General features: G+C 32.4%; 10 protein-coding genes, 3 pseudogenes and 1 other annotated feature. All 13 genes and pseudogenes read left to right on the top strand.

Features of this window, described 5'->3' with window-relative positions; all coding sequences use genetic code 11:
* The first annotated feature begins 7 nt into the window (after window positions 1-7).
* Window positions 8-4,528: pseudogene (gene gltB, locus AGR56_RS04040) on the top strand (glutamate synthase large subunit).
* 14 nt (window positions 4,529-4,542) lie between these two features.
* A complete protein-coding gene (locus AGR56_RS04035) occupies window positions 4,543-5,979 on the top strand; it encodes a glutamate synthase subunit beta (protein WP_053241223.1) in 1,437 nt (478 codons plus the stop codon).
* Between the two features lie 329 nt (window positions 5,980-6,308).
* Window positions 6,309-6,740, top strand: a complete 432-nt coding sequence (locus AGR56_RS04030) for an Rrf2 family transcriptional regulator (protein WP_053241222.1) — start codon at window positions 6,309-6,311, stop codon at window positions 6,738-6,740.
* 334 nt (window positions 6,741-7,074) lie between these two features.
* Complete coding sequence (locus AGR56_RS20660) at window positions 7,075-7,653, top strand: PRC-barrel domain-containing protein (protein ID WP_198149930.1); 579 nt, start codon at window positions 7,075-7,077, stop codon at window positions 7,651-7,653.
* 34 nt (window positions 7,654-7,687) lie between these two features.
* Window positions 7,688-8,584 (top strand): annotated as a pseudogene (locus tag AGR56_RS21325) (AI-2E family transporter).
* A 67-nt stretch (window positions 8,585-8,651) separates the two neighbouring features.
* Window positions 8,652-8,821: a binding site (T-box leader), on the top strand.
* Between the two features lie 63 nt (window positions 8,822-8,884).
* Window positions 8,885-11,525: pseudogene (gene alaS / locus AGR56_RS04015) on the top strand (alanine--tRNA ligase).
* A 79-nt stretch (window positions 11,526-11,604) separates the two neighbouring features.
* Window positions 11,605-11,862 carry an IreB family regulatory phosphoprotein gene (locus tag AGR56_RS04010; RefSeq protein WP_053241221.1) on the top strand — a complete coding sequence of 86 codons (258 nt, stop codon included), beginning with the start codon at window positions 11,605-11,607 and terminating at the stop codon, window positions 11,860-11,862.
* Window positions 11,863-11,973: 111 nt separating this feature from the next.
* Window positions 11,974-12,396 (top strand): Holliday junction resolvase RuvX, encoded by a 423-nt coding sequence (gene ruvX / locus AGR56_RS04005; RefSeq protein ID WP_053241220.1) that lies wholly within the window; start codon window positions 11,974-11,976, stop codon window positions 12,394-12,396.
* A gap of 53 nt (window positions 12,397-12,449) precedes the next feature.
* Entirely contained in the window at window positions 12,450-12,713 is a 264-nt protein-coding gene (locus AGR56_RS04000; RefSeq protein WP_053241219.1) for a DUF1292 domain-containing protein, read from the top strand.
* Window positions 12,714-12,750: 37 nt separating this feature from the next.
* Complete coding sequence (locus tag AGR56_RS03995) at window positions 12,751-13,206, top strand: Fur family transcriptional regulator (protein WP_053241218.1); 456 nt, start codon at window positions 12,751-12,753, stop codon at window positions 13,204-13,206.
* A 30-nt stretch (window positions 13,207-13,236) separates the two neighbouring features.
* Window positions 13,237-14,928 (top strand): ribonuclease J, encoded by a 1,692-nt coding sequence (locus tag AGR56_RS03990; RefSeq protein WP_053241217.1) that lies wholly within the window; start codon window positions 13,237-13,239, stop codon window positions 14,926-14,928.
* 135 nt (window positions 14,929-15,063) lie between these two features.
* Window positions 15,064-16,884 carry a translational GTPase TypA gene (gene typA / locus AGR56_RS03985; protein ID WP_053241216.1) on the top strand — a complete coding sequence of 607 codons (1,821 nt, stop codon included), beginning with the start codon at window positions 15,064-15,066 and terminating at the stop codon, window positions 16,882-16,884.
* A 27-nt stretch (window positions 16,885-16,911) separates the two neighbouring features.
* On the top strand, window positions 16,912-17,931 hold the full coding sequence (gene mltG, locus AGR56_RS03980) for an endolytic transglycosylase MltG (protein WP_053241215.1): 1,020 nt from the start codon (window positions 16,912-16,914) through the stop codon (window positions 17,929-17,931).
* The last annotated feature ends 16 nt before the right edge of the window (window positions 17,932-17,947 follow it).

Raw genomic sequence — 17,947 nt, 5'->3', positions numbered from 1 at the left:
CTTGAAAATGATAAAAAGTACGGGGTTACCTGAAAAACAAGGACTCTATGATCCAGCCTTTGAAAGAGATAATTGTGGTATTGGATTCATAGCAAGTATTAAAGGTGAAAAAACTCACAGTATTGTAAAAAAAGGAATTGAGATTTTAGTAAATCTTACACATAGAGGTGCTGTAGGGGCTGATACAAAAACAGGTGATGGTGCTGGAATAATGCTTCAAATTCCAGATGAATTTTTTAGAATTACCTGTGATAATTTAGGTATAGAACTTCCGGAAGAAGGAAAATATGCAGTTGGAATGGTATTTTTACCTAAAGAAATAGCACTCTCAAATCAATGTGAAGGAATTTTAGAAAGAGCAGCTGAAGAAGAAGGACAAAAAGTTTTAGGCTGGAGAGAGGTTCCAAGAGACAATAGATCAATAGGACAAACAGCTAAGGGAAGTGAACCTATTATAAAACAGGTTTTTATAGGCAGCAACTGTGAAAGCCAAGTAGAATTTGAAAGAAAACTCTATATAATAAGAAAAAAATCTGAAAGCGAAGTAAAGAGACTTGTTGAAAGAAGTACTGAATACTTCTATATTTGCAGTCTTTCAAGCCGTACAATAGTGTACAAGGGACTTTTACTTGCAGACCAAATAAAAAGTTTTTATATGGACTTAAATGATATAAACTTTAAAAGTGCTATAGCTTTAGTTCATCAAAGATATAGTACAAATACTTTCCCAACCTGGGATCTTGCACAGCCATTTAGATTTTTAGCTCATAATGGTGAAATTAACACTATAAGAGGAAATAGAAACTGGATGAATGCAAGAGAAGGAGTTTGAAATCAACTACCTTAGGTAAAGATATTTCAAAACTGTTTCCAATAATAAATCCAAAGGGCAGTGATTCTACTTCTCTTGATAATGTATTTGAACTTCTTGTGGCCGATGGAAGAACACCAGCCGAAGCACTTATGATGCTTATTCCTGAAGCATGGGAAAACAATAAGAAAATGGAAGATTGGAAAAAGCCTTTTATGAATATCAAGGTACCTTAATAGAGCATGGGATGGACCAGCAGCAGTTTCCTTTACTGATGGAGTTCAAGTTGGAGCAGTTCTTGACAGAAATGGACTTAGACCTGCTAGATACGTTATAACTAAAGGTGGGGTAGTTGTACTTGCTTCAGAAACAGGAGTTCTTAAGTATGCACCTGAGGAAATAGCTTGCAAGGGAAAACTTCAACCAGGAAAGATGTTTCTCATTGATACTAAAGAGGGAAGAATAATAGATGATTCTGAAATAAAGAAAAAAATCTGCTGCAGCAAAGAATATAAAGAAGTAATAGAAAAAAATAAATTTACACTTAAAGATTTTGCTGCTGCTGAAGTAAATAAAACTAATAATGAAGATGTTTTAAAAGAAAAGCAACAGGCATTTGGATATACTATGGAGGATTTAAAAATTCTTATAGGACCTATGGCGAGGACTGGAAAAGAGCCAGTAGGTTCAATGGGTAATGATGCTCCTCTTGCAGTTTTATCAAATAGACCACAAGTTCTTTTTGCATACTTTAAACAGCTTTTTGCTCAGGTTACAAATCCACCTATTGATCCTATAAGAGAAGAGCTTGTAACTTCACTTAAAAATTATATTGGATCACAAGGAAATATACTCAATAAGGAAGCTTCTGAAAATCCATTTATAGAGATAGAAGAACCAATACTTTCCGATGCGGAAATAAGCAAAATAAAAAATCTTAGAAACAAGGATTTTAGAACTACAACTATACCTATTACTTTTAAATATGATACAGGTGTTGAAGGTTTTAAAGAAGCACTTAAGGGAATATGTGAAAGAGCTTCTCTTAGAATTAAAGAAGGCTTCAATATAATTGTTTTAAGTGATAAAAATATGGATTCCTATGAAGCAGCAATACCTAGTCTTCTTGCAGTTTCAGCAGTACAGCATCATCTTATAAGAGAAAAAACACGTACAAAGGTATCTATTATAGTTGAAACAGGAGAAGCAAGAGAAACAATGCACTTTGCACTTTTAATAGGCTATGGTGCTACAGCAGTTAATCCTTACATTGCTTTTGAAACTATAAGTGAGCTAGTTAAGGAAGATGAAATAGAAGGCGTTGATGAGAAAAAAGCAGTAGCTAACTACTTAAATGCAATAAATCATGGACTTCTTAAGATTTTGTCAAAAATGGGAATATCAACACTTAGAAGTTATCATGGAGCAGAAATTTTTGAAGCAATTGGATTAAACAGCGAATTTACAAATAAATATTTTGAAGGAACTCCTTCTAGAATTGAAGGTATAGGCATAGAAGAAGTTGCTAAAGAAGTGCTTATAAGACACGAAAATGCCTTTAATAAAATAAGAAAGCCTGTTTCTGTACTTGATGTTGGAGGACAGTATAAATGGAGAAAAAGTGGTGAATTCCATCTTTTCAATCCTGAAACAATATATAAACTTCAGGTTTCAGCTAGAAATAAAGACTACAAATTGTTTAAAGAATATACAGGTGCCGTAAATAATCAAGACAAGGAATTATGTACTATAAGAGGATTATTTAAATTTAAGAACTTAAATCCTATTCCAATTGATGAAGTTGAACCTGTAAATGAAATATTAAAGAGATTTTGTTCTGGAGCTATGTCTTTTGGTTCTATAAGCAAAGAGGCACATGAAACAATAGCTATTGCAATGAATAGAATTGGCGGAAAAAGCAACTGTGGAGAAGGCGGAGAAGACAACGAAAGATATAAGAAAGATCCTAATGGAGACTGGAGAAGAAGTGCTATTAAGCAGATAGCTTCTGGTAGATTTGGAGTTACTACAGAGTATCTTGTAAATGCAGATGAACTTCAAATAAAAATGGCTCAGGGTGCAAAACCAGGAGAAGGCGGTCAGCTTCCAGGGAAAAAAGTAGATAAAAATATTGGTAGAGTTAGACACTCAACACCTGGCATAGATCTTATTTCACCACCACCTCACCATGATATATATTCAATTGAAGATTTGGCACAGCTTATATTTGATCTTAAATGTGTAAATCCTTCTTCAAGAGTAAGCGTAAAGCTTGTTTCAGAGGTAGGAGTTGGAACAGTTGCAGCTGGAGTTGCAAAGGCACATGCAGATTCAATACTTATAAGCGGTCATGATGGAGGAACAGGTGCAGCACCATTATCTTCAGTAAAACATGCTGGTATTCCTTGGGAACTTGGATTATCTGAAACTCAACAGGTACTTCTTTTAAACAGCCTTAGAAGTAGAGTTGTACTTCAAACAGATGGACAATTAAAAACAGGAAGAGATGTTGTAGTAGCAGCACTTCTTGGAGCTGAAGAATATGTATTTGCAACAACACTTCTTGTAGTAATGGGATGTACAATGCTTAGAAAATGTCATTCAAATACTTGTGACATGGGAATAGCAACTCAAGATCCTGAGCTTAGAAAGAGATTTAAAGGAAAACCAGAATATATTATTAACTTCCTTACATTTATAGCAGAGGAAGTAAGAGAGTATATGGCTCGACTTGGTTTTAGAAGCATAAATGAGATGATAGGCAGAGTAGATAAATTAGATACTAAGGATGCTGTAACTCATTGGAAAGCAAAGAAATTAGACTTCTCAAATATACTATATAAACCTGATATGCCTAAGAGAATTAAACCTTACTGCACTGTAGCTCAAGATCATGGTCTTGATAAATGCATGGATTACAAGCTTATAGAAGTTGCAAAAGAAGCTCTTAATAACAAGAAGAGTGTAGTTGGAAATTTTGAAATAAAAAATGTAGATAGATCAGTTGGAGCAATGCTCAGTGGCAAGATAGCAAAATTGTATGGTGAAGAAGGACTAGAAGAGGATACTATTAAATATCACTTCACAGGTTCAGCAGGTCAAAGCTTTGGTGCATTTGGCATGAAGGGACTTACACTTGAACTTGAGGGAGATGCAAATGATTATGTAGGAAAAGGTCTTTCTGGTGGAAAGATAATAATAAAAACTCCTAAAGCTGCTACTTATAAGCAGGATGAAAATGTAATAGCTGGAAACACTATTATGTATGGTGCAACAAGCGGAAAAGTATTTATAAATGGACTCGTAGGAGAGCGTTTTGCAGTTAGAAACAGTGGAGCATACGCTGTTGTTGAAGGTGTAGGAGATCACGGCTGCGAATACATGACTGGCGGCGCAGTTGTTGTTATAGGTAAAACTGGCAGAAACTTTGCAGCTGGTATGAGCGGTGGACTTGCTTTTATACTTGATGAAGATGGTGACTTTGCTTCAAAATGTACTAATGAAATTATTGAAATTACACCTGTAGATGACGCTGAAGATGAGAAAATGTTATATGACTTTATAAAAGAACATTACGATTATACTGAAAGTGTTAAAGCTAAAGATATTCTTGATAATTGGGATGAATATAAGTCAAAGTTCAAGAGAGTCATACCTACAGCTTATAAGCTTATTTTAGAAGCGGACAGACAAAAATCTGTGGCAGCAGACATGTAGTGGGAGGTGCAGAGATGGGAAAATTAACTGGATTTAAAGAATATAAAAGAGAAGTTTCTATTAAACGTCCTGTAAATGTAAGAATAAAGGATTATAAAGAAGTATATGAAAGACTAAATGAGGATGGCATTAAAACTCAAGCAGCAAGATGTATGGATTGCGGTATACCTTTTTGCTCATGGGGATGTCCACTTGGAAATTTAGTACCTGATTTTAATGATATGATATATAAAAATGAATGGAAAAAGGCTTATGAGAGAATTTCTCTCACAAGCAACTTCCCAGAATTTACAGGAAGAGTTTGCCCTGCACTATGTGAAGGTTCTTGTACTCTTGGCTCAAATTCTGACTCTGTTTCCATTGAAGAAATAGAGTATGCAATAATTGAAAGAGCATATAAAGAAGGTTGGGTTAAGGTGCAGCAGCCAAAGGTTAGAACTGGAAAGAAGGTAGCTGTTATAGGTTCAGGCCCAGCAGGACTTGCAGCAGCAGCAGAACTTAATTCTGTTGGCCATTCTGTAACTGTATTTGAAAGAGCTGACCAAATTGGAGGACTTTTAAGATATGGTATTCCAGATTTTAAGCTTGAAAAGCATGTTATAGATAGAAGAATAGATATAATGGAGAAGTCTGGTATAGAGTTTAAAACATCTGTGAATGTTGGACTTGATGTGGACATAAAAGATATATTTGATAAATTTGATAGTGTGCTTTTAACTGGAGGTTCTACTATACCAAGAAATTTAAAAGTTGAAGGAAGAGAACTTGATGGAATTCACTTTGCTGTAGATTACTTAAAGCAGCAGAATATGCGAAACGCAGGAATTAAAATAGATGGTGAAGAAATTAATGCAAAGGACAAGGTTGTTGTAGTTGTAGGTGGTGGAGATACAGGTTCTGACTGTATAGGAACAGCTATAAGGCAGGGAGCTAAAAAGGTATTACAGTATGAAATAATGCCTAAGGCACCAATTAAAAGAGACAAAACTATGCCATGGCCGCTTTTCCCTAGAACCTTTAAAACAACATCTTCTCATGAAGAAGGCTGTGTAAGGGAATTTTGTGTTTCAACTAAAAAGGTTGAGGGCAAGGATGGACATATCGATACTCTGCATGGCATTAGGGTAGAATGGAAGAAAGATGATACTGGAAGAATGACTATGACAGAAGTACCTGGCAGTGAATTTTCAGAGCATGTTGATTTAATACTCATAGCAATGGGCTTTGTACATCCTCAACATGAAGGAATTATAAATGACCTTAGCTTAAAGCTTGATGGAAGAGGAAATGTCCTTACAGATGAAAATCATATGACTAGTGTAAAAAAAGTATTTTCTGCTGGTGATATGAGAACTGGACAATCACTTGTAGTTCGTGCAATGCACGATGGTAGACAGGCAGCAAAAGCTATAGATGAATATCTAATGGGTGAGACTTCACTTATGGGATAGGAAATTTAGGAGAGCGGTAAGTTAGGCTCTCCTAAGTTTTTTAATGTGGAGGAAAAGATTATTTTAGAGTACAGAGTACAGATGACAGAGTACAGTGAAGGATGATTTTTCTCCGCTATCGCTTTGAAAAATCTTAAACTTAATGCTGTGCATGGCATAAAATATAATGTCAGCGAAGCGGACATTATTAAGTTCTAAGATTTACCTAAGAGAAACGAAAGGTAAATCCACCTTCATTGTACTCTGTTTTTATAGTTGACAAAAACACTCGGATTTGATATTATAAATTATATTATAGAAAATTTTCCCGTTTTAAAGGAAGTGAGTTAATGAAACTGTCTACTAAAGGACGATATGGTGTTAAAGCGATGGTAGATTTGGCACTTCACTGTAACAGCGAACCAGTTTCAATAAAAAGTATTTCAGAAAGACAAGCTATATCAGAGGCTTACTTAGAGCAACTTTTTGCCCCTTTAAGAAAGGCAAAGTTGATTAAAAGTATAAGAGGTGCTCAAGGAGGCTATGTGCTTGGAAAAGATCCTAAAGATATATTTATTTCTGATATTTTAGATGTCTTAGAGGGACCTATAGAAGTATCAGAATGCGTTGAGGAAGAAGGAATATGTGGTAACAGCAATTCATGTCCTACAAGGTTGTTATGGGTCAAAATTAAAGAAAGCATAGATCATGTTACTAATACTATTAGTTTACAAGATATGATAGATGATTATAATGGTATAAAAACGAATGAGGAAAAATAAAAAGCAGAGACTTAGAAGGGTCTCTGCTTTTTTGAATGCAATTAAAACAGAGAACAGAGTACAAAGTACAGAGTACAGTGAAGGATGACTTTTCTCCGCTATGCTGCAAAAAATCTAAAATTTAATGCTTGCGCATGGGGTAAAATATAGTGTTCAGCGCAGATGAAACTATTAAGTTCTAAGATTTACCTGAGAGAAACGAAAGGTAAATCCACATTCATTGTACTCTGTGCTCTGTACTTTGTACTCTATTTGTAATATTTTTAAGCGGAAAAATTAAATTACAAGTATATCCTTAAAAAAAAGGGGTTAACCTACAATTAGGGTGATTTTTATGATGAGAAGTAGAGATTTTATGTTTGCAAATGCATACTCTGTAGACGGTAAAAGGATAGGGAGAATAGAAGACTTATTGCTAAATTTTAATGACGGTACTATTGAGGGATTTAGAATAAATAAGGGTAGTATATTTAACAAAAGTATTTGTATTAGTAAAGATAATGTTATATGCATTAGCTCAAAACTTATAGTTAGGGAAGAAGAATTTAGAGGAGAATTTGTTGAGTTTAAAAATATAAAGGGTATGGAGACTATAAATGTTGATGGGCTTATACTTGGGGTTGTAGAGGAAATAATATTTGATGAAATGAATCTTAAAATCAAAGGTCTTATTATATCAAAAGGCATTTTTGACAATATAATATCTGGTAAGAAAATTATTTTGCAAGGAAACTATATAATAGGGAAAAATAATTTACTTTGTCTTGCTAAACAAGAAAAATTTAATTTTGTAAGGATATTTCATAATATTGCAATGGAAGTTGATAAAAATGAAAAAATATATAAATACATAATAGCGATAGTATTAATTATAATTATTTTAATTGTACTTAGTAAAATTAAAAATATTTAAAACAGTATTTTATTTAGTTCTTCTAAGTTTTATTATGGCATATTTATTAAAACCAATACACTTAATTTTAATAAATAGAGGGGTAAATAAAAAAGTTTCTGCACTGTTTCTTGTAAGTGTTATGATAATTACCATTTTAGGCTTTATAGTTTTTCTTATTCCATCAATATTGAAAGAGACGCTAACTGTTGATGTTACGAGATCAGAGATAAAAAATTACATTGAAAAAATACAGAATTTTGTGAAGCCATTGTCTAAAAGTTCACCTGGAGACAATTTAGTCATAAGTATATATGACAAATTTAATTATGAACTTAAAATTATAATAAATAAAATAGTAAATTTAGTTCTTATAATTTGTCAAAATGCATTGGATGCTACAATATTCCCAATAATATCATATTACTTTTTAGCTGATTGGGATGAAATAAGAAAAGGAGTAATAAAAATTGTCCCTTATAAATATAGAAATGTAGTAAAAAAATAGCCTATGATGTTGATATTATTTTAAGCAAATATACTATATGTCAACTTGCATTTGTGCACATTTATAGGTATACTTACATTTATTATACTGAGTATTCTGAAGGTAAATTATCCTATTTTACTATCTATAATAAATGGACTATTCAATATAATACCGTATTTTGGACCTATATTTGGTGCAATACCCTCCATAATAGTAGCGCTTTTGATTTCACCTAGAAAGGCAATTTATACAGCAATAGCACTTTATTTAATTCAAATTATAGAGGGAAATATTATTTCTCCTAAAATGACAGGAGACTCAGTTGATATGCATCCACTTGTTGTAATAATACTACTAATAATTGGAGAAAAACTTGGAGGTTTTGTTGGAATGGTTTTAGTTATTCCAGCAGCAGTTATAGTAAGGGTGATTTATGAGGACTTAAATTATTATTTATTTTAGCTGTTAAAACTATTTTGCTTGACAATGCATTAAATATTAACTATAATTTATTTGTCTTTTTAAATATAGTGAAGCGATGATAAGAATTAGTAAATATGTCTTAATATTTAGAGAAAAAGTGGTTGGTGAAAACTTTTTATTTGGCATTTTGAAGCTGTCTTTGAGCTATTTGTTAATATAAGTGGCACATATGTGTAATTAGGGTGGTACCGCGGAAATTTGGCTTTCGTCCCTTCGTTTGAAGGATGAAGGCTTTTTGTTTTACATAGAATTTTAAAAAATATTTGGAGGAGATACATAATGAAATATATGGGGTTAAATGATATTAGAGAAGCATATTTAAGTTTTTTTGAAAGTAAAGGACATCTAAGGCTTCCAAGTTTTTCACTTGTTCCTAATAACGATAAAAGTTTATTACTAATTAATGCAGGAATGACACCTTTAAAGCCATATTTTACAGGACTTCAAGTTCCACCTAGAAAAAGAGTAACCACTTGCCAAAAGTGCGTAAGAACAGGGGATATAGAAAATGTAGGAAAGACTGCAAGACATGCTACTTTCTTTGAGATGTTAGGTAATTTTTCTTTTGGAGACTATTTTAAAAATGAAGTTATTCCATGGGCTTGGGAGTTTATAACTGAAGTCTTGGAATTGCCAAAGGATAGATTATATATAACTATTTATCTTGATGATGATGAAGCTTTTAAAATATGGACTGAAAAAGCAGGAGTAGATCCTAAGAGAATATTTAGACTTGGAAAAGAAGATAACTTTTGGGAACATGGTTCCGGCCCATGCGGACCTTGCTCTGAAATACATTTTGATAGAAAAGGCGGAAAAACTGTAGAAACTATTGAAGAATTTGTAAAGGCACAAGACGAAGATAGAATAATAGAATTTTGGAATCTTGTTTTTACACAATTTGATAAGGATGAAGAAGGAAACTATAATAAACTTTTAAACCCTAATATAGATACAGGTATGGGACTTGAAAGAATGGCAACTATAATGCAGGGAACAAGCACTATATTTGAAGTTGATACTATGAAAAATATATTAAATGAAGTTGCAAAAGTATCAAATGCAAAATATGGTGAAGATGACAAGAAAGATCTTTCAATCAGGATTATAACTGATCATGTTAGAAGTGTTACATTCATGATAAGCGATGGAATATTGCCATCAAATGAAGGAAGAGGATATGTTCTTAGAAGACTTTTAAGAAGAGCTTCAAGACATGGTAAAGCACTTGGAATTAATAAAGCATTTTTATGTGATATTTGTAAAGTTGTAATAGAGGATTCAAAAGGTGCTTATCCTGAACTTGCAGAAAAGAAGGATTATATAAAGAAAGTAATACAACTTGAAGAAGAAAGATTCTCTCAAACTATAGATAGTGGTATTCAAATACTTAAGGAATATGTAGATGAGATTGGAAAAGAAGATAAAGTTTTAGATGGAGCTAAGGCATTTAAGCTTTATGATACTTACGGTTTCCCAGTTGAACTTACAGAAGAAATACTTGAAGAAAAAGGAATCAAAGTCGATAGAGATGGTTTTGATAGAGAAATGCAGCTTCAAAGAAAAAGAGCAAGAGAAGCAAGAGAAGAATCAAACTATATGGGTAAGGACATAAAAACTATAGATAAGATAGATTCTACTGTAGAGACTGTTTTTACAGGATATGATTCTTTGGAGAGCACTTCAAAGGCTGATATCTTAATAAAAGATGAAGAAATGGTTGAAATATTGAATGCAGGAGAAACAGGAGCAGTAGTTGTTTCCAAAACGCCTTTTTATGCTGAAATGGGTGGTCAAATAGGTGACACAGGAGCAATTATAGGAAAGCATGGTGAAGCAAAAGTTGTTGACTGTAGGAAAAATATATCTGGTAAAACAATTCAATTTGTTGAAATTTTAAGTGGATATATCGAAAAAGGTGAAGAGGTTCAATTAAAAGTTAATAAAGATAGAAGAGAAAATATAGCAAAGAACCATACAGCAACTCATATGCTTCAGGGGGCTTTAAAGTCAGTGCTTGGAGATCATGTACATCAATCAGGTTCTTATGTTGATGATGAAAAATTAAGATTTGATTTTACTCATTTTACAGGGGTTACCGATAAAGAACTTGTAGAAGTAGAGAGAATAGTAAATAAAGAAATAATGAAAATTTACGATGTTAATACTGATGTAATGACTCTTGAAGAAGCTAAGAAAACTGGTGCAACTGCTTTATTTGATGATAAATATGGTGAAAGTGTAAGGGTTGTTTCAGTTGGCGATTTCAGCAAGGAATTTTGTGGTGGTACTCATGTAAAAAATAGTGGGGAAATAGGATTATTTAAAATAGTATCTGAAAGTGGAGTTGCAGCAGGCATAAGAAGAATAGAGGCTGTGACTGGAATTACTGCTGTTGAATACGTAGAAGAAAAAGAAAATTTAATAAGAAGCATAGAAAATGAATTTAAATGTTCAGATAAGGATATAATAAATAAAATAGAGCAGCAAGTATCAGAAATTAAGGCAAAAGAAAAAGAAATAGCTGCACTTAAATCAAAACTTGCTGGTGGAGCTGAAGATGAAATACTTAAAGCCTTAGATAATGTCAAAGATGTTAAATATGCTGCTTATTATGTAAAAGATATTGATTCAAATTCATTAAGAGAACTATGTGATAAGGTTAGAAGCAAGATCGGAGAAGGTGTAGTTCTTCTCGGAACTTCAAGCGAGAATAAGGTTCAATTAGTAGCTATGGCTAGTAAAGGAGCAGTATCGAAAGGAGTTCACTGTGGTAAACTCATAAAAGAAGTTGCAAATATTTGTGGTGGAAATGGAGGAGGAAGACCTGATATGGCTCAAGCAGGTGGAAAATCCCCTGAAAAATTAGAATTTTGCACTTAGTGAAGCAAAAAAAGTACTGGAAAAATTAGTAAAGTAGTATACAATTACTATAATATGATTTATAATAATATTAAAGCACAAGTTTATTACTAATTAAAAAGGGGTGAATATGTAAAATGGGGAATATAAATAACGACGATACTATAGAATTTGATGTACTAAAAAATAAAAAGGATCTCACAAAAGCAATTTTAAGTGAAGTATATAAAGCATTAAAAGAAAAAGGATACAATCCGGTAGACCAATTGGTTGGATATTTGATATCCGGTGACCCTACTTACATAACTAACTACAATGGTGCACGTGCTTTAGTTAGAAAATTAGAGAGAGATGAAATACTAGAAGAAGTTTTGAAATCTTATCTTGATGTTTAAATAAAAGTGCCCTTTTAGGGCATTTTTGTTTTATGATTAAGTTGATTTGTCTAAAAATGCATCAAAGTAGAGTTAATTTTGTTACGTTATTATAATTTAAGGAGTTATTAAATGAGGATACTTGGAATAGATGTTGGAGATAGAACAATAGGTATGGCAATAAGTGATCCACTTGGTTTTACCGCTCAAGGTATAGGAACAATAAGAAGGAAAAATGAACAATACGATATTGATGAACTAAAAAAAGTTTGTGATAATTATAATGTTGATACCATAGTATGTGGACTCCCTAAAAACATGAATGGTACTGTAGGACCACAAAGCGAAAAGGTATTAGCATTTTGTGAAATAATAAAGGAAGTTATTAAGCTTCCAATAAAAATGTGGGATGAAAGACTTACAACTGTTGCAGCCAATAGGGCTATGCTTGAAGCAGATTTATCAAGGGCTAAAAGAAAAAAAATAGTTGATAAGGTCGCAGCTACATATATTTTACAAGGATATTTAGATAGCATATATAAAAGTCAAATTTGACAAAATCTTATTTGAAATCTAAAATATAATATTATACTGGAGGATTTAATCATATGGAAAATGATGTAGATAAAATAACTCTTTTGGATGAAGATGGAAAAGAAAACACCTTTGAAGTTGTAACTAAAATGGATATTGAAGATAATGAATATGTAATTGTTATCCCTGAAAATGCTCCTGAAGATTCAGAAGCTATAATACTAAAAATAGATAAAGATGAAAATGGCGATGATATTTTATTTACAGTTGAAGATGATGATGAATTTAAAATAGTATCAGAAGCATATGAAGCTTTATTTTCTGGAGATTCAGAATAGTGTATGTTTATTTAACTTTTTGAAATGGGTGATAAAAATGAATGTAATGTCTCCAACAGAGATTGAAAAGCTTAAGAACAATCTTAAAGATAAAGGCTATAAACTAACTCCTCAAAGGAGAGCGGTTTTAGATATAATAATAAAGAATGAAGGTAAACACCTTACAGTTGAGGAATTATATGATCTAGTTAAAGTTGAGTGTCCTGAAATTGGTCTTGCAACTGTTTATAGAACCATACAACTTCTGGAAGATATAGGAGTTGTTTCTAAACTTGAGCTAAATGACGGATGCAGTAGATATGAACTGGTTCATGGAAGTGAAATTCATCAACACCACCATTTAATTTGTACTAATTGTGGCAAGGTAATGGAAGTGCAAGGAGATTTATTAGAAAGCTTAGAAGAAAAAATAGAAAAGCAATATGATTTCCTTGTTAAAAACCACAGTGTTAAATTTTATGGTTTATGTAGTGATTGCAGAAAGAAGCTGTAAATTTTAAACAATTTATAGTTGATATAAAATATAAAAAAGAAGGAGGGGAGAACCACGCGAAGAGAAAAAGATAAAATAAAAATAATTCCCCTTGGTGGTGTAAATGAAATAGGTAAGAACTTAACGGTTATTGAATATAGAAATGAAATAGTCGTTATAGACTGCGGCCTTAAGTTTCCAGATGAAGAGATGTTTGGTATAGATATTGTAATACCAGATATCAGTTATTTGATTAAAAATGCAGAAAAAGTAAAGGGGATATTTTTAACACATGGGCATGAAGATCATATTGGTGCGCTTCCATATGTGTTAAGAGATTTAAATGTTCCGGTATATGGTACAAAGCTTACTATAGGAATAGTTGAAACAAAACTTAAGGAACATAACTTGCTCGGCAGTGTAGATTTAAAGGTTATTAAGGCTAGAGATATAGTTAAGCTTGATAATATGTCCGTTGAATTTATAAGGCAAAGCCATAGTATTGCTGATTCTGTAGCCATAGCTATTCACACACCAATGGGGGTCGTTCTTCACACTGGGGATTTTAAAATCGATTATACTCCTATAGATGGATGTGTTGCTGATTTTGCACGTTTTGCAGAACTTGGCAAAAAAGGAGTATTAGCAATGATGTGCGACAGTACAAATGTTGAAAGGCCAGGATATACGAGAACTGAACGTACGGTGGGGGAGACATTCAATAATATATTTGCAAAAACTAAGGGCAGAATTATTATTGCTACGTTTGCTTCAAATATTCATAGAATACAGCAAATAGTTGAAGCTGCTGAAAAGTTTGACAGAAAAGTTGCTGTTTCAGGAAGAAGTATGGAAAATATTGTAGCAGTTGCTATAGAACTTGGATACCTCAAAGTTAATGAAGGTGTTGTTATAGGAGTTGAGGCAATAAATAGATATCCAGATGATAAAATTGTGATTATAACAACAGGAAGTCAGGGAGAGCCAATGTCAGCACTTTCAAGAATGGCAGCTTCAGAACATAAGAAGGTAACTATTCAAGACGGGGATACTGTAATAATATCTGCTAACCCTATTCCTGGAAATGAAAAGTTAGTTTCAAGGGTTATAAATCAGCTGTTTAAAAAAGGTGCAGATGTTATTTATGAAGGACTTGCAGATGTACATGTTTCTGGTCATGCATGTCAAGAAGAATTGAAAATGATGCATACGCTTATAAAACCAAGATTTTTTATTCCTGTTCATGGTGAGTATAGACACCTTAAGCAGCATGCAGAACTTGCAGTAAGTTTAGGTATGCCAAGACAAAATATTGTACTTTCAGATAATGGTGATGTTATAGAGGTAACAAGAGACAGTATAAAGAAAAGTGGTACAGTAGTTTCAGGTCAAGTTTTTGTAGATGGGCTCGGCGTTGGAGATGTTGGTAATATTGTTTTGAGAGATAGAAAGCATTTATCTCAGGATGGCATATTGACTGTTGTGGTTACCATAGAAAAGGAAAGTGGAAGTGTTATTGCTGGACCAGATATCATTTCAAGAGGATTTGTTTATGTAAGAGAATCTGAAGATTTAATGGATCAGGCAAGAGAACTTGTAAAAAATGCTCTTAAAGAGTGTGAAGATAACCACATTAAAGAATGGGCTACAATTAAGTCAAATGTTAAAGAAGTTTTAAGAGGTTTCTTGTATGAAAAAACTAAGAGGAAACCAATGATATTACCTATTATAATGGAAATATAACCCTTTGAGTTAAATAATATTATGAATTTGACATTTTAGCATAGTAATATTAAAATAAATTGGGTACTATTAAGTAGCCAATTTATTTTTATGATATTTAAAGTTAATATTTTATCAATATATGGAGGAAAAGAAATGGAAAAGTTTACCAGAGAAGATATAAGAAATGTTGCAATAATCGCGCACGTTGACCACGGTAAAACAACTCTTGTAGATGCATTATTGAGACAAAGTCATATATTTAGAAGTAATGAAAAAGTTCAGGAAAGAGTTATGGATTCTAATGATCTTGAAAAGGAAAGAGGAATAACAATACTTTCTAAGAATACATCTGTAATGCATAAAGGAGTTAAAATAAATATAGTTGATACTCCAGGTCATGCTGATTTTGGTGGAGAAGTTGAACGTGTTCTTAAGATGGTGGACAGCGTACTTTTATTAGTAGATGCTTTTGAAGGTCCTATGCCACAGACAAAATTTGTATTAAAGAAAGCATTAGAACTTGGATTAAAGCCAATTGTTGTAGTTAATAAAATTGATAAGCCAAATGCAAGACCAGCTCAAGTTTTAGATGAGATATTTGATTTATTTGTAGAACTTGGAGCAAATGATGAACAGCTTGAATTCCCTATTGTTTATGCATCAGCAAAGGCTGGAATTGCAAAGTATGAGCTTGAGGATGATAATAATACAATGGAGCCAATATTTGAAACAATAATAAAACATGTAGCTCCACCTGAAGGATATTTGGATGAACCTATGCAGATGCTTGTTTCAACAATCGATTCAAATGAATATGTTGGAAGAATAGCTATAGGAAAAGTTGAAAGAGGTACTATTAAAAAGAATCAACAGGCTGTCTTAATAAGAAGAGATGGGGCACAAGAAAATGTAAAAATTTCTAGCTTATTTGTTTATGAAGGTTTAAAAAGAGTGGAAGCATCAGAAGTAAAACTTGGAGATATAGCTGTTGTTTCGGGAATACCAGATGTTAATATAGGAGAAACAATTGCGGATACTTCAAGACCTGAAGCACTACCTTTTATAGATATTGATGAACCTACACTTAGTATGTATTTTATGGTAAATGATTCTCCTTTTGCAGGCAAGGAAGGTGAATTTATAACTTCTAGACATATAAGAGATAGACTAACAAAAGAGCTTGAAACAAATGTAAGCTTAAGAGTTGAAGAAACTGATTCGCCTGATAAATTTAAAGTCAGTGGAAGAGGAGAACTTCATCTTTCAATATTAATAGAAACTATGAGAAGAGAAGGATTTGAGTTTCAAGTTTCAAAACCAATGGTAATATACAAAGAAGAAAATGGAAAGAAGCTTGAGCCAATAGAATATCTTACAATAGATGTGCCAGAAGAATTTATGGGTGTTGTAATGGAAAAGCTTGGACCTAGAAAAGCAGAACTTGTTAATATGACATCTGCAATAAATGGTTATACAAGACTTGAATTTAAAATACCATCAAGAGGTTTAATTGGTTTTAAAAATGAGTTTATGACAGACACTAAAGGAAATGGTATAATGAACTCGGTTTTAGACGATTATGAGCCATATAAAGGAGATATTCCTGGAAGATCAAGAGGATCAATTGTTTCCTTCGATACAGGAACATCAGTAGCTTATGGATTGTTTAGTGCTCAGGACAGAGGAAAGCTATTTATAGGAGCAGGCGTTGAAACGTATGAAGGAATGATAGTTGGAGAATGTTCAAGGGCAGAAGATTTGGAAGTTAATGTATGTAAGAAGAAACATCTTTCAAACTGTAGATCATCAGGTGCAGATGAATCCTTAAAGCTTGTACCACCACCAGATATGACTTTGGAGAAATGCCTTGAATTCATTGCAGCAGATGAATTTGTAGAAGTTACACCTAAAAGTATTAGAATGAGAAAGAAGATATTGGATACTAATCTTAGAAGAAAAAACAGAGGAAAATAGAGAACCATAATTAAGGGGAATGGGTTTATGGAAAATAAGAAATTATTTATTAAAAGAAAAATTTCTATTTTAATTTGTTGTCTGATTGTTATTTTAGTTTTATTATCATATTTAAATTCTGTAATACGAAATCCGTTTAAGATAAATAATAAGTATAGATTTGAAGTTAAAAAAGATGATAACTTATATAAAATAATAGATTCGTTGGATAAGAATAATTTAATTAAAAACAAGTTCTTTCTTAAGGCATATGTTAAATACAAAAAATTTCCCGGTGAAATTAAACCGGGATTTTATTCAATAAAAGCTGGAGAAAATATAGATTCGCTTGTAAATGACATGAAAAATGGAATTTTTGATGACACATATATAAGGGTGACAATGCCGGAAGGATTTCAAATAACGCAGATGGCAAGTTTGCTAGAGAAAAAGGGAGTAATATCAAGTGATAAGTTTTTAAAAGCATGTCAAGAATATACTATTCCTAGTTACATAAAAAATGATAATAAAAGAAAGTATAAACTTGAAGGCTATCTTTTCCCGGATACTTATGAATTCAAAAAAAACATGACAGGAAAAGAAATAATAGACATTATGCTTGAAAGATTTAAATCAGTGATTACTGGTATTAAAAAGGAGTCTGGAACTAAAATAAATGATATTGATAGGATAATAACAATGGCTTCAATTGTAGAACGTGAAGCAGAGGTTCAGAAAGAAAGAGCAGTAATTTCATCGGTTTTCTATAATAGAATGAGGCTCAATATGAAGCTTCAATCCTGTGCTACTGTAGAATATGCTCTTGGCTATCATAAAGATAAACTTACATATAATGATCTTAAAATAAATTCTACTTATAATACATATCTTGTAGATGGTATGCCAGAAGGGCCTATATGTTCTCCAGGTAAGGCTTCAATAATTGCAGCAATTAATCCTAAAAATACAGATTATATTTATTTTGTATCCCAAAATGATGGAACACATTTTTTCACAAAAGATTACAAAGAATTTTTAAAGATTAAAGAAAAAACTCAGGGATTTTAATTTTGGAGGAATTCTA

Source organism: Clostridium sp. DMHC 10 (assembly GCF_001270375.1).
Lineage (GTDB): Bacteria > Bacillota > Clostridia > Clostridiales > Clostridiaceae > Clostridium_S > Clostridium_S guangxiense.
This window is presented reverse-complemented; position numbering and strand designations above follow the sequence as displayed.

Coding starts and splice junctions, on each gene's coding strand:
- AGR56_RS04035 (WP_053241223.1), top strand. CDS start 4,543: ATGGGAAAATTAACTGGATTTAAAGAATATAAAAGAGAAGTTTCTATT.
- AGR56_RS04030 (WP_053241222.1), top strand. CDS start 6,309: ATGAAACTGTCTACTAAAGGACGATATGGTGTTAAAGCGATGGTAGAT.
- AGR56_RS20660 (WP_198149930.1), top strand. CDS start 7,075: ATGATGAGAAGTAGAGATTTTATGTTTGCAAATGCATACTCTGTAGAC.
- AGR56_RS04010 (WP_053241221.1), top strand. CDS start 11,605: ATGGGGAATATAAATAACGACGATACTATAGAATTTGATGTACTAAAA.
- ruvX (WP_053241220.1), top strand. CDS start 11,974: ATGAGGATACTTGGAATAGATGTTGGAGATAGAACAATAGGTATGGCA.
- AGR56_RS04000 (WP_053241219.1), top strand. CDS start 12,450: ATGGAAAATGATGTAGATAAAATAACTCTTTTGGATGAAGATGGAAAA.
- AGR56_RS03995 (WP_053241218.1), top strand. CDS start 12,751: ATGAATGTAATGTCTCCAACAGAGATTGAAAAGCTTAAGAACAATCTT.
- typA (WP_053241216.1), top strand. CDS start 15,064: ATGGAAAAGTTTACCAGAGAAGATATAAGAAATGTTGCAATAATCGCG.
- mltG (WP_053241215.1), top strand. CDS start 16,912: ATGGAAAATAAGAAATTATTTATTAAAAGAAAAATTTCTATTTTAATT.